The organism is Burkholderia sp. RS01, from assembly GCF_039748055.1.
Lineage (GTDB): Bacteria > Actinomycetota > Actinomycetes > Actinomycetales > Micrococcaceae > Arthrobacter.
Window position 1 is genome coordinate 77,344 of the sequence record NZ_JBDLAK010000004.1, and the last position, 12,441, is coordinate 89,784.

Sequence of the window (12,441 nt, forward strand, 5' to 3'; positions counted from 1 at the left end):
TCAGGGGTCGTCCAGATTTCTGAGAGTGGGTGATATTGCCTTGCGCGTATCCCAGCCCTGCCTGCCCCGGTCGAACGTTCGCTCCGGTTGTGCCACCCTGTCCTCCGGCGCACAGTCAGTGCAGCCCCCGGCGCGACGGCGGCTGGCCACCGTTGTGTGCTGGTCGTGCCCAAAGGCGCACGTCCACCACCACGGGTTGTTGGTGGCGACCGTCTGCGAAGGCTGCATCCCGTTCCTGACAGTGTTCCAGTCAGTCACTAAGTCCGGTTCCTTGGTCGCGATGTCGTTCACTCCCCCGAGCAACCACCAACCTGTGTCCACAGAGCACGTCCTGTTCTTCTGCCGGCATCTGTAGTCGATGTCGGCCGGGAACTCATGTCCGTCATTGCACAGCCACCACACCCTCCGCCCGCTGCCCGGCGTGACCATTTCCGGGGTGAGGTCACCGTTTTTGTGTGGATGCCACCAAGCTGCGACATCTGGTCGAAGCGTAGCCAGATCGTTGACCCCCGGCACTACTGTGCGGCCGTGGCAGGTCGGGCAGCGCCCCTCGGTTTTTACAAGGTTTGCAGGCGTGCGGGGGAAGGGATGCCCTTTGTCGCAACGCAGGTGGATGTTGTCTTTTGAGTTTCCAGCTGAAACCTGTGTGATTTTCCGGTCTCTGTTTGCCTCGTCGTCCCAGAGGGCGGCCAACTGAGGATGCGTAGTGGTCAAATCGTTAAGACCGGCCAGGACCGCCTTCGCTGCACAGAATGGGCATCCGGTGCCCTGCAGGGTCCGGTTCGGGATCCATGCGTCGTAGTGGTGACTGTTGTCGTCGATCCAACCGACTTTTATGTTGGCTCCCGGAGTAACCATGAATGGAGTTAAGTCGCCGTTCGCGGCTTGATCCCAGTCAGCGGCTATTTTAGGCATGAGGTCCGCCAAGGAATTCAGCCCGGCTACGACTCGTTGGCCGGTGCATATGGAGCAGCGGAAGTCTTCGCCCTCGATCCGGCGAGCGTGGTGCTTTAGTGTCCTTTGAACATGCCCGTTGTCACACATCAGCAGCGGGGCCTTGACGGGCGAAGACTGAACGACCGTGTAACGGTCCTGCCACCACTCGTCGGCGTTCGTTCCGGCCGTCCGAAGGCAGGCCATGGATCGGCGAAATGGCTCCAGTGGATAGCGGGCTAAAGGGAGTTTGAGCGAAGGCTCCGGCACGATGATGGGCTCGAACCCATCCACGGGGGCTTCGTTGAAGAAAGTCGTCCGGGTCCATGCAATTGTCTGCCTCAGTAGGAGCCACAGCCGATCGCACAGCTCCGGGCTGAGTGCCGCACCGGAGTCCACCAGGACGGTCCACAGCCTTGCGTATCGTTCCGCGAACGAAAGCGTCTCGTCGAGAACGATGGAGTGTATGTCAGGATCGGTGAGCGCAGCCAAGGCTGCGGCGGCTACAGGAAGATCGCAAGGACGGGGGATCCCCCAGTGTTCTCGGCCGCGGGCCGAGTCGATCCGGCGTACAACCTCGTCGATCAGCGCAACTGAAATCCGACCTTCGGCGAGGAGCTCCGCAATGCGGAGGTCAGCGTCGATCACGGGCTGGCTAAGTTGCGTCAGAGCGTAGTCTCCAGGGGGATGGGGTTCAAATGCCGAAGGTTTTTTCGGTGAAGGGCCGGGTGCTATCCATCTGCGGTGTCGTTCGCAGGTATACCTTCCGCCGTTCCACTCGTGCTCGACGGCAATTCCTCCGACGCACTCGCTGCACAGGTGTGAGGAAAAGGGGCGGTTGTTCACCGGAGCTACCCGGGCCAGTGTGCCGGGCGGCAGAACGCACATTGCCTCGCAGATGCTGATCATTCGTTCGGTGGTCTGCCGCGGCGTTGCGTTCTTACCGATGACCCGGGTGGCGTCGCAGTAGGCGAGGTGGTTGATGACTCGTTTGGTGGCCTTTAGTTTGCGCTCGAGGCGGCTGGCGAAGCTGTACACGGTTTCTCCGGGCCACGCCTTGATCCGCAGCGCCACCGGCAGGGCGTGGATCGGTTCAGTTTCCGGCATGGCCTAGTCTTCTTCGGTTGCCAGCTCCCTGCAGCGGCGCCGCCGGCTCCGTGTTCGTGTTCCCGGTTTCTGCCGCGTAGTCACGAACGGACAGTTCCAGGAGTCCCCGGGTGATCGTCTCCTGTCCTGGTTTGTCTTCCAGGATGAGACTGGCGGCGGCGTCGAGCAGGACGGCCTTAAGGGTTCCGATGTTGCCCCCGGTAAACCAATGGAGCCAGCCGGCCTCTGCGCTCAGTAGTTCTGGAGTTGTTGCGTAGAGGGGTAGCGCTTCAGCGAATCCGGCTACGATTTTGGCCCATTCATCCGTCATCTTGTCAGTCATCTTTCCGGTGAAATCGATGACCTCGACGTTGAAGACGCGGCGCTTGAGCTGCAGTCCCTCGTCATTCTGCAGAAGCTCGGAGTCCTTCAGCTCCAGCCCTGAATAAACGATGGTGCCTTCAAAGTAATTTGTCAGGTCCTTCAGGTTGTTCACGGCGGGGCGGGAGAGTGATGCGGCATTGCCCAGCATTTGAACTTCGTCGAGGACGATCAGTTTTGTGGATACGGCGGGCAGCGTGGCCTGCAGCATGGCTGCCAGGTCTGTTTCGGTGTCCGAATTCTTGAACGGCAGCGCGAGGAACCGTGCGATCCGCTGGAGGACGCCTTTGACGGTCCGGGTGGCGGGTATGGAGACGTAGATGGCCGGAACGGCCCCCTCTGCGATGGCCCCGGGATAGTCCTTCTCATAGCGGGACAGATAGTACTCAATCAATGCGAGGCAAGCCGTGGATTTGCCGGTGGAAGCCGGTGACGAGAGCATTACGCCGCGTCTGCCGATTAGTGATCCGTCGTTCATCATGTGGGCCTTGGTGAACTGCCTGATGAGGTCAAGGACTGTGCAGGTCGTGATGATCATGCCTCCGGCCATGTATCGGATGCGGGCCCGGTTGAATGCCATCCTGTCTTCAGATTCCAGAGCGTCATAGGAGGGCCGGTCGATCATCTGGAATTCTTTCCGGCTTGGGCCGAGCAGATTGTTCAGGGACTCCCACCTCATGAGGGACTTGTCGTCCTCGATGGGCCCGCTGAGCCGGTGGAGACCGTTCGATGTGACGGCGTCCACTCCGGATGGGGCGGCAGGATCGTGGGGCATCTAGAGGCCTTCTTCGTCGGGCTTCCGGTTTTCCGGCGCGTCCGCCGCGATGTCCCCGGACCGGTCGTGCATGTGGTCCATAGTGTTCACGATGTCGTCGGGGTCAAACAGTTTGTAAGCACTGGCGCTGGCGGCGCCGGCCCACATTTCGGGGGTGTCTTCGGGCTCCACGACCGTCCTGGGTTTGGGACGTCCGATGCCTTGTTCGTCGGCCAGTTTCGCTTTTTGCTCGCGGTCCGCCGCCGCACGGGATTCCTTTTCTGCCGCTGCGGCGGCGCCCTTTGCCAGCCGTCTGGATAGATCGCTGCGTTCCTTAGCACTAATCTGTAGCCCCAGCGCGGCGATGTTCTCGGCACTTTCACGGGTCGCACGTGAGAAGGGCGAGTCGAACGCGTCGGCGTTCACCCAGGGGCATTCGATGTACTTTCCTGCGTCTTGGAAACAGTCCAGCTCGGTAACGTAGACCCAGACCGCGGCGGGGTTGTCCGGTTCGTAATGGACACGCCAGAGGTCCTTGGCCAGCTTATTTCCCGACGGTTTGCCGCGGTATGGATCCAAGGCGGCGCTGTCGTACCGCCTGTTGTGTAATGGAAATCCGACGCGGCCGATCTTTCTCTCCTCAACTGGCAGCATGCTGATGTAGGTGTTCCGGGTGATGGGGGTGAATAGGCATCCGGTACGGTATGTGAGGGCCTCGTACATGGTGTTGGGGCTGTATCGACGGCCGGGGTGCTCGGGGTTTCGCAGCGCATCCGTCTCTAGGTTCTGCCAGACCTGGCGGATCCACAGATCCAGAACGTAGGCGAGCGTGTGGATGCTGATCAGGTCTTTGCGCTTTTCAACGTCTTTGCCACGGGTATCCGGGTTGCCTCCCGTGAAGCCGGGCAGGTGCCTGACGAACATGTCTTTGATGGTGCGGTGTGACCGTTCGACGATGGCCTTGTCGGTCCCGGTTCCGGGTGCCGCGTTCGTTATGTCGATGCAGAGCATATGGCAGGCAGCCAGCACGGCGTTGGACTGAAAGTCGCGGCCGAGATCCATGACGATGCGTTGGATTCTTATGATGGGCCGGCCTGTGTCCTTACCGTCCAGGTCCGCTTCGATAAGTGCTGCCGCCCACGGCATGGCCCGGATCTCGTTCAGGTTGAAGGGCAGGGCGGGACCGGGCCGCAGTTCCGGGATCGACAGCGCCTTGGCCAGCAAGTAGACCAGGTCGATGCCCTTCACGCCAACCGTAACCATCGCCGCAAGGATGCTGTGGGTCGCGACGCAGATCAACGTGGTCAGGGTGGGCCGGACGGGTTTGCCGTTGTCGTCGAGCACCATCATGTCGATTGGCGTGCTGTCGATCTGGGTTTGTTCCCCAGGGGCGTACGCGGGCCGTGCAGCGACGTAGCGTTTCGGACTTCCCTCGTTGGTGCGGCGATTGTTGGCGCTGCCTGTGGTGTAGCGGCCCGCGGTAAGTATTTTGAACTTGCGGCGCAGGGTTTTCTCGGAGGGCAGCAGGCCCATTTCGCCCGGGTACTTTTCAATCCAATCACCACGGACCTCGGCGACGAGCTGCTGGGTCGTGGGAGTTGAATCGTTTTTCTTTTCTTCCACCCGCCGGGCCATCATCGTGAACAGCCGGGAGTCGATGCCGGCGAACGGATCCTGAATACGGGTGGAGCGGCCGTCCACCAGTCCGGCGGAGTCCTGTTTCTTCAGTTTGCCTACGAGCTTTTTCAGGTTGGAGCGGGATGTACCCCGCATGTACAGCGGTGCAAGTTCCCGGGCCTTCCTGTCGAGCCGTTCATTCTGGGTGGAGTTCTCCGGGTCGTACTCGGGACGGTACGATTCTGCGTCGAGGGGCTTGCCATAAGCGACTTCCTCGACGTGGCGGGTCAAGAAGTCCTTCTTCCACTTCGCCAGAGGCGTTAGGTGCTCGTCGGCCGCGCGCGCCATAACAACATTTTCCAGGGACAGGTCCGACAGCCCGCAGCGGCGCATCACCGCCGTGTACTTAATGGTCAGCGTCTGGCCGGTCAGAGTGTTGAACAGTGCAAGGTCTGATCCCTGTTGCCCTTCCATCATGTAATCGACCCCATCAATCACGATCGGCCGTGCCGGGTCATGTTCCAGCGGGTTGCTCATGACTTTTCACGGATCCAGATCCGGGTTTCATCACATAGTGAAGTGCTGCCGTCGTAGTCAAGGACCCGGGTGAACATGAGGTGGAAGATAGCCGGCAGGTACCGCCATTCGAGGTCCGCATCCAAACCGCGTGCCAAGTGCATCAGTTCAATGGGCGCTGTGGCAGCGGCGACGATACGTTCTTCCAGTTCCTCGTCGGGTGCGGCGTACCGGTGGCGGTATCCGGCGAGCCACACCAAATTCCGCTCTTCGTATCCGAGCAGGGGTTCGATCACGGTGTACCCCCAACCGAGCCGGTCGCAAACCTGGGCTGTTCGATTGAACTTGACGATGTCGCGCGGGGTGGTGAACTTCATGCTGCGTACATCAATGACGATGGTCGCCGCGTCGCTGGTCTTAACCGCGTAGTCCGGATAGTGGGCCATCTCCCCGCGAAGCAGGAAGCAGCACGGCTGCGAGGCAATCGCGGCGATGGACATCGTGTGCTCAAGCTGCATAAGCGCCACGTATTCCTCCATCGACTCATACCAAACCTGTTCGCCGGTCTGCCCCACGACGTACAGACCTTCATGGTTGATCCGCTGGGGGTGCTTGTAACCGGTGCGAACGGGAACAGCTCGTGAGAGGTCACCTGTGAACGGTGTTCCGTCCACGACATGCACCTCGCCGTCACGCTTCGATTCCGGGTAAAGCCAACGGACTTCTTCAAGACCGTCCTTGATACTGATACCCCTGAAGGGGTGCGACGAAGTCGCCTGGTTCTTTCCTATCCGCCGGATTTCGAGGCTGCCTCGGGGCGCTTCTTCTGCTCCAGAATCATGCATTGAGTCCTCGTTTTCTGGACCTGTTTTCCAAATGAGGCGCGCCACAGAATATGGCGGCGCCACGACAACGCCCCGACTGACTAAGGCCTCAACCCTTCAGCCGCTCTGGTTGGGAAGTGGCTGCTTTTCCTAGTAATCTCCCCGCACGGACGGCCATATCTGGACGACCCAGCGGTCAAACAGGATGGCTAAATCCTCGAGCAGGATGAGGTCCTCCTCACCGCTGTCCCTGCTTCTGTAACCGCTGCGAGGTTGCCCAGGTAACTTATCGACGAATTCTTTCTGGATCTTGCTGAAGGCGCGTTCAACAACCGCATAGGCCCACAGTGTCTTTGGGGTGGTGACGAGGGTGATACCGCGTTTACGGCAGAGGCGACGGGATCGGTAGTCCTCGTCGTCCGTCAGAATCCTGGACGGCCGGACGGGGGGACGTCGGGCAGCAGCCGCCGCGTGCGTCGCATTATTGAGGAGGGCCGGCCAAGGAAAGTTCATCCGCTGCAATTCCCCGCGGCATAACAGCTTCCCGACGGGTCTGTTCGCTGGTGGGGCCAGCGCCTGGGCGATGAGGTTTGCGATGTGCGGGCGCGCATCCCGCGCCTGGACGCTCGTTGCCGGTATCGACCGGTTTGATTTGTCAATCATGATGCTCAGATTCGCCACCCCGGGCTGCCCGGTTGAGGTTTTGACCCTCACAGCAGAAGTTAGCGAGCTGATTTGCGCTTCGCTGCCAGGCAGGAAGGCACGTAGATTGAAGATCCTGTTAGGCATGGGATAAAGCATCGAGAGCGGCATCCGTTCGCGGGGGACAAACTTGGCCACCACGAGCAGTGGCACCGGCGAAGGCCCGGACGAAGACGTGTCGTTCAAGTACGAGCAGTCCTCCTGGCCCCGTTTCCGGAGACGCGCATTCCTCCGGCGGTGCTGATGGTGGCAACCGCTGCGAGGAGGAATCCCGGAGGGTTCGAGGTCGCTCATCCGCCTGTGCAGGATGACGGCGCATCTTTCTATTCTGCGTTCCCACCGACGTAGGACGTCGTGCGCATATTCGTTGAAGTTCCGGAACGAGTCGCTCAGGTTCTCGCTCAGTACCACGCTTAGAGTCTCGTCTGGCATGTTTATCTTCGGCGTCGTGCCGCTGCCCTTGACCTGGATCCACCCTCAATATCGGCGTCGACTTGGCACGGGCGGAGATTACCCAAGCCGACGCGACTACATATTTGCGTTCCGCAGAACGCACAGTTTCAACGACACTTCTAATCAGGGTTTGGCAACACTGCCAGGACCTCTGTTGTCTCGACGCGACCGACATTTCAGTTAGGCGTCTTCCCCAAATCTACTCCGCCCTAAGGGCGTGTCAAGAGCCCAGAGGGCTGGCTGAAAGTGCCGGTAACCTCCAAAATCACTCTGCGAAACCCTCGAGATTGAGGCGTGAGACTTGAAGACTGTGGCAGTCGTGTTTCCGGTGCATAGCCTAAAATCAGGCCATGAGTGCCCCTCGTTTCCAGCCCCGCCTTATGGCCGTCCCGACGGACCGGCCATACTTCGGCAAGGTAGCGAGGATCTCTTGGCTCGAAGGGAGCACGGAAACGGAAGATAAGCGGATCGCAACCGCCCGTCTACAACATGCCCTTGCAGTGACAATCATCGGCACGCTCCGGGACAAGGGATACAACGTCCGCAGCTACGCAAAGCTTGCCGGCGTTAGCTATGACCGGATGGCAAAGGTCCTTCGGGGGGAAGCCCTGATGCGACTCGAGGATATTGCGGACGCCGAACGACTTCTGGGCCTGGTCATCCCGGCGTTACTGGAGGTCAACGAGACCCGCTCGCCCGAACAGATCGCCGCCGACCAAAAAATCGAAGCCGCGCTGAAGCGCCACGAGGCGTTCAACCTCATGAGGGAGGCTGTGGCTGCGGAACTCAAATTGGCGAAGGCTGCGGAAATCGAATACAACGCCAGGAGGAACGCGTCGCCACCGGATTCTCAATCATCCTCGGAGCCGGGTGCAGCTGCGGAACCCTCCACCGAAGCGCGGAATCCGATAGCTTAATCCCGGACATTGCTGACAAAGCGCCGCAGCCGTCTGCACATTAGTTCCTTTACGTAGGCTCGCGGCCGGATGCTTCAGGTGCCTGGATCCATTGCCGGTTCGATGAATGTCCCCGTATTTTCATTCCCCTTCTCAAATTCGTGGCTGTCCGCCTGGTCACTGACGATGGCTACTGGAATACCCGGGCCCACCATCAGCTGTATGCGTTTCGGGTGAGCGCCCGCCACATCCACCCACAGCCATGAATAGCTCCCTTTGGCGTACGCGTTCAGGAGAAAATCGGCTAGTTCGTCGACGTTAACCGCTTCTGGCATTGATATTGTCTGCCCCGCATAGAGGATGTTCGCCATGGCGCCCAGCCTAGCCCCCCGCCGAGCATGGCGTCCGGCGCGGATTCAGCCGAAACGCGCTTAGGGGGCGTCTGGAAGCAGCAGCCGCATTCGATCCAATGACAGTGATCGCGGGTGCCGTCCAAGATCATGGAACAGGGTCATTTGCGGGCATTCGTTTAGAAGATTGAACTGGGCAGGATGGGCGCTAGAAGCGACTTTGGATGATCATCCGGCGAGTTAGGGGGTCGGCCTCGCCGCATTGGAGCCAGCAGTGCGTCGGACAGCCGGGCCAGCAGACGCCTGTAGCGCGTCGCCGGTGGTCGAGCAGTACCTCGGCCGCCTTCCGGTAAACAATAGGGCCGGACGCTCGCGCCCACGGGTGACGATGTCGAGTGTCCCTTCATCAAGTTCGAAAGGGGTTACTTTATGCTGTGTGGATGCCCGGTCCCCAGCCCCTTGCCGTCTTCGGCGACTGGCATGGCGATACCGGCTGGGCTCTGACAGCCATACGGTCTGCAGCTCGTGAGGGCGCCCGCACGGCCATTCACGTCGGCGACTTTGGTCTTGACTGGCCTGGCGCCAAGCGCGGTCGTTACGAGGCCAAGCTGAACAAATACCTTGCGGACTTAGGACTCACCCTTGTCGTCTCCGGCGGCAATCACGACAACTGGGACACCCTGGAAAAGCTCGACGTCGACTCAGACGGGTTAGCCACTTTCCGTTCGAATATCCGCATCCTGCCTAGGGGCGGCCGTACCGACCTTGAGGGGCTGACCGTCGGCGGGTTAGGGGGTGCGTTCAGCGTCGACTACCAACACAGGACTGAAGGCAAAGACTGGTGGCGAAACGAAGAGCCGACGCCAGAGGAAGCCGCCGCACTCGTAGCTGGCGGCCCCGTAGACATCCTAATTACCCACGACGCGCCTGCAGGCGTTCCCCTCGAGGGCGACTTCCACCTCAGCGACGAACTCAACAGAAAGGCCGACATCACCCGCAACCTCCTCAGAGAGGTAGTCAATTCGATGATTGTTCCGCACCTGTTTTGCGGCCACTGGCATCAGCGCCGCATACACGAACTGAATCACCCGAATGGAACCACCACCCGCGTGGACGTCCTGAACATGGAACACTCTCGTTTCGGCAACGGCGTCCTCGTTCTGCCGGGTCGGTCTCCCCTGCGCATCGAACCACTGGAAATTCGGGGGACATAGGGCCAAGTTGCATGCAGACCGGAACAACACCACCTTTACGGCGGCAAGACCCGCGGTCCTATTCGTCGTCTTCGGCTGCCAAGTGCAGGACGGTGTCGGGCGTGGGTCGATCCAATCTTTCATCCAGGACTTTTCGCAGGCGGGCACCAGCCCGTTGGAGATTCCGGGACTGTCTGGCCTCGTTGTCTAATTCCGGCTGGGTCTTACGCCCGTGGCAACGGCATGGACAATGTTTGCGGGCTTCCCTGTCGAGACGTGCGATAGCTTTTTCAACCCAACCTGCAACCAGAACCGGGTCGCCCTGCTCCTGTGCGAGATCAACCACCCACTCAGGGGTGGGCTCGCTTTCCAATTTGCGATCAGTCACAAGCCGCAGACGGGCCGCAGCCCGCTGCACGCCCCTATACGCCTTCGCATCCTTGGCCAGTTCGTCAAGGGATAACGTCCGAGGGTCCCGACGACCACAGGGACAAAGATCATGGCAGGAAACCGAGGCAAGGCCCTGAAATGTTGCATCGGGGCCAGCGTGCCGACCAGCCATCACAACTCCCCAAACCAAGAGCCGTCGACCGACTCCAAACGGTCCGCGGAGCCGCGGGCCATCCATTTGTCAGGGGCACACTCCTCGGCGACCTGCAATTCAGCAATGTCTGCCATGGATCGATTCTAGGCCGGTGGCAGCTATTCGTCTTGGTGTCGTGGCTAACCCCTTCGGACGTCGGACAGCGGCGCCATCCTCCCGTAGGCTTCAGTCGAGACTTGGCTGGGATGTCTAGGCAGCCACGAGTAACGACGACTGGGAGAGGGATCCGAAACTACATGACAACGGCCCAACGCGAGGTTGAAATCGCTTCGAAGTTGATTCGACTTGATACCAAAAGGAGAAGTGCACTCAGTGCGTGCGGCGATTCCCTCCGGTGGGACTTCAAGTGGGCTGATCTACAGGACGATTCCCAGACCATTCTCGACATGATTGCGCAGAAGATCGCACTGCTCTGGGACAAAGGCCTCGTAACTGAAGCTAATACCCCAGTCATGTCCCAGCGCAGGGAGGAGTACCTCCCCGGCCTCTCCCGACTTGCCACGCGCAATTCCTTGGAGATGGAACAAGAAGTCTCGGGATTGCCGATGTGCCAAGTAGTCGAATATCTAGAGCTGCTGGCCATCCCATCAGCACTGCCCGACGAGATCGGCCAGCTGACGGTGATGTCCGGGCTTGCCCGACTTCTGATCATGCGCACGGTCGCCGCGGCTGCCTGCCTGGACACGGATCTGCAGGAGCCTGCTCCTTTTTCGCTTCGCCCGAACGAAAATGCTGACTGGCATCCCGCCCCGGCCGCCGGAATTCACGATCACGCCCCCTGGGTCACCGGAGTAGCGCAGCTTCACGCCTGTCTGGCGGGTTGGGACGCTGCCTGGACCCTCCCACCGCGACCGCCCCTCGATTCGGACGTCGAGCCGAGATGCGCCTACTTCGCCCCGCTGGCACTGTTGATGTTCGGCTGCCTTTCTTGGATAGATCCAGCCGTCGGTATTGCTCGATGGATAAATTTGGGCATGCCGGTGGATGATCCGGTCCTGAAGCTAGTTAAGCGGCAGTGGGGCAAATGGGCTCTGGCTCATGCGCTCGGACAGGATGCGCTCAGCTTCTGGACCTACGGTCCTGGCTACAAACTGGCTAGGGGCCTAACTCATGAACAGACAAACCTTCAAGAGTCCGCGAGGGCTGGCCGTTCATTCCTGGCGTCATCGGACTACGGACGCCGGCAACTAGAATTTGCGGGCCAACTCCACATGCAGACTCATATCCACTGGCAACTTGGGCGCCTGGACAACCCAAGGCCTTCGCGGACTGTGTTCGTCAACGGGAACCGCGCCGTCATCGCTCTCGACGAATACAGCGGCTGGTGGGAGGCTCTCCGAGAAGAAGGCAACAACCTGCCGCCGCTCCGTGACGACGATGAGCGCGTGGTCCAAGTCCTTTCAAGGGGGATAGGACTCCTCGGGGAATTTCGATACTCAAGGGTCACCGGGCGCTGGTACGTCGGCTCACACGAAACACACTTGCTTGGTTGGACGGCACCTTAGTCCGCCCGCCGGACCGACCGCGCAACAACGGCTCTAAGCATGGGAACCCCCGACGCTCTCGGCGACGACGAAATCTAAGGGCTGACCCGCCACGCTTCTGGCCGAGCTCAGCGCTGGCCGGTCATGCCCCGAATATTGCCAGTCGGCTCCCGCTGCCCACGCGGATAAAATGATGGCTCCCGCCCAGCCACACAAAGGATCACCCGCGCAAATGACTCATGAGGAACCAGGGCTCTTTGACCTGCCCGAGGCAGCACCCACATCGGCAGTCATCGAGGATCCTCTTATCGCGCCCGAGCAGATCGCAAGCATTCGCAAAGCCTTTGACAGCGCCGGAATCGCCGACATGGCCGAGCGTCAGGAGGTCATTCAGAGCTGCGTGATTCGGAGGATCTCCAATATCAGGGAACTGTATTCACGCGAAGTGCGGCAGGTGCTGGCGCGCATCGAACGGTGGGGAAAAAGTCAGAGGCCAGCTCCGGCTCAGCTTGGGACAACCGCGAAGAAGACACCTGGATCGACAAGCTCTAGGGTCCGCCCGGCGGAAACCTCGCAACTCGCCGGTCAAGGCGCGTGGCATGACCCCAAACACGCATCGCAACGTTGGTAATGTAGACCAGTGGTGTC

The 12,441-nt window shown here is 60.3% G+C and carries 10 protein-coding genes; 4 read left to right on the forward strand and 6 right to left on the reverse strand.

Features of this window, described 5'->3' with window-relative positions:
• The 5 genes from ABFP37_RS05415 to ABFP37_RS05435 form a co-directional block, all read right to left on the reverse strand.
• Positions 1-2,040: a zinc-ribbon domain-containing protein gene (locus ABFP37_RS05415; protein ID WP_347032951.1), complete on the reverse strand. Its 2,040-nt coding sequence runs from the start codon at positions 2,038-2,040 to the stop codon at positions 1-3.
• Positions 2,027-3,175 carry a TniB family NTP-binding protein gene (locus ABFP37_RS05420; protein WP_347032952.1) on the reverse strand — a complete coding sequence of 383 codons (1,149 nt, stop codon included), beginning with the start codon at positions 3,173-3,175 and terminating at the stop codon, positions 2,027-2,029. The genes ABFP37_RS05415 and ABFP37_RS05420 overlap by 14 nt, the downstream gene beginning before the upstream one ends.
• The gene (locus ABFP37_RS05425; protein WP_347032953.1) at positions 3,176-5,308 is read right to left on the reverse strand and encodes a Mu transposase C-terminal domain-containing protein; all 2,133 of its coding nucleotides are present in this window, start codon (positions 5,306-5,308) and stop codon (positions 3,176-3,178) included.
• Positions 5,305-6,132, reverse strand: a complete 828-nt coding sequence (locus ABFP37_RS05430) for a TnsA-like heteromeric transposase endonuclease subunit (protein ID WP_347032954.1) — start codon at positions 6,130-6,132, stop codon at positions 5,305-5,307. Before ABFP37_RS05430 ends, ABFP37_RS05425 begins: the two co-directional genes overlap by 4 nt.
• Positions 6,133-6,261: 129 nt before the next feature.
• The gene (locus ABFP37_RS05435; protein ID WP_347032955.1) at positions 6,262-6,999 is read right to left on the reverse strand and encodes a hypothetical protein; all 738 of its coding nucleotides are present in this window, start codon (positions 6,997-6,999) and stop codon (positions 6,262-6,264) included.
• 647 nt (positions 7,000-7,646) lie between these two features.
• Between ABFP37_RS05435 and ABFP37_RS05440 the strand changes: the two genes are divergently transcribed.
• Positions 7,647-8,183: a hypothetical protein gene (locus ABFP37_RS05440; RefSeq protein ID WP_347032956.1), complete on the forward strand. Its 537-nt coding sequence runs from the start codon at positions 7,647-7,649 to the stop codon at positions 8,181-8,183.
• Between the two features lie 74 nt (positions 8,184-8,257).
• On the opposite strand, the gene ABFP37_RS05445 is transcribed toward ABFP37_RS05440, so the two are convergent.
• Entirely contained in the window at positions 8,258-8,533 is a 276-nt protein-coding gene (locus tag ABFP37_RS05445) for a hypothetical protein (RefSeq protein ID WP_347032957.1), read from the reverse strand.
• Between the two features lie 419 nt (positions 8,534-8,952).
• Between ABFP37_RS05445 and ABFP37_RS05450 the strand changes: the two genes are divergently transcribed.
• The 3 genes from ABFP37_RS05450 to ABFP37_RS05460 all read left to right on the forward strand — a co-directional run bounded on the left by ABFP37_RS05450 (position 8,953) and on the right by ABFP37_RS05460 (position 12,424).
• Positions 8,953-9,726 (forward strand): metallophosphoesterase, encoded by a 774-nt coding sequence (locus ABFP37_RS05450; protein ID WP_347032958.1) that lies wholly within the window; start codon positions 8,953-8,955, stop codon positions 9,724-9,726.
• Between the two features lie 819 nt (positions 9,727-10,545).
• The gene (locus tag ABFP37_RS05455; protein WP_347032959.1) at positions 10,546-11,814 is read left to right on the forward strand and encodes a hypothetical protein; all 1,269 of its coding nucleotides are present in this window, start codon (positions 10,546-10,548) and stop codon (positions 11,812-11,814) included.
• A 211-nt stretch (positions 11,815-12,025) separates the two neighbouring features.
• Positions 12,026-12,424, forward strand: a complete 399-nt coding sequence (locus ABFP37_RS05460) for a hypothetical protein (RefSeq protein WP_347032960.1) — start codon at positions 12,026-12,028, stop codon at positions 12,422-12,424.
• The last annotated feature ends 17 nt before the right edge of the window (positions 12,425-12,441 follow it).

Excerpts from the sequence above, each read along its gene's own strand:
- ABFP37_RS05415 (WP_347032951.1), bottom strand. The coding sequence starts at position 2,040 with ATGCCGGAAACTGAACCGATCCACGCCCTGCCGGTGGCGCTGCGGATC.
- ABFP37_RS05420 (WP_347032952.1), bottom strand. The coding sequence starts at position 3,175 with ATGCCCCACGATCCTGCCGCCCCATCCGGAGTGGACGCCGTCACATCG.
- ABFP37_RS05425 (WP_347032953.1), bottom strand. The coding sequence starts at position 5,308 with ATGAGCAACCCGCTGGAACATGACCCGGCACGGCCGATCGTGATTGAT.
- ABFP37_RS05430 (WP_347032954.1), bottom strand. The coding sequence starts at position 6,132 with ATGCATGATTCTGGAGCAGAAGAAGCGCCCCGAGGCAGCCTCGAAATC.
- ABFP37_RS05440 (WP_347032956.1), top strand. The coding sequence starts at position 7,647 with ATGGCCGTCCCGACGGACCGGCCATACTTCGGCAAGGTAGCGAGGATC.
- ABFP37_RS05445 (WP_347032957.1), bottom strand. The coding sequence starts at position 8,533 with ATGGCGAACATCCTCTATGCGGGGCAGACAATATCAATGCCAGAAGCG.
- ABFP37_RS05450 (WP_347032958.1), top strand. The coding sequence starts at position 8,953 with ATGCCCGGTCCCCAGCCCCTTGCCGTCTTCGGCGACTGGCATGGCGAT.
- ABFP37_RS05455 (WP_347032959.1), top strand. The coding sequence starts at position 10,546 with ATGACAACGGCCCAACGCGAGGTTGAAATCGCTTCGAAGTTGATTCGA.
- ABFP37_RS05460 (WP_347032960.1), top strand. The coding sequence starts at position 12,026 with ATGACTCATGAGGAACCAGGGCTCTTTGACCTGCCCGAGGCAGCACCC.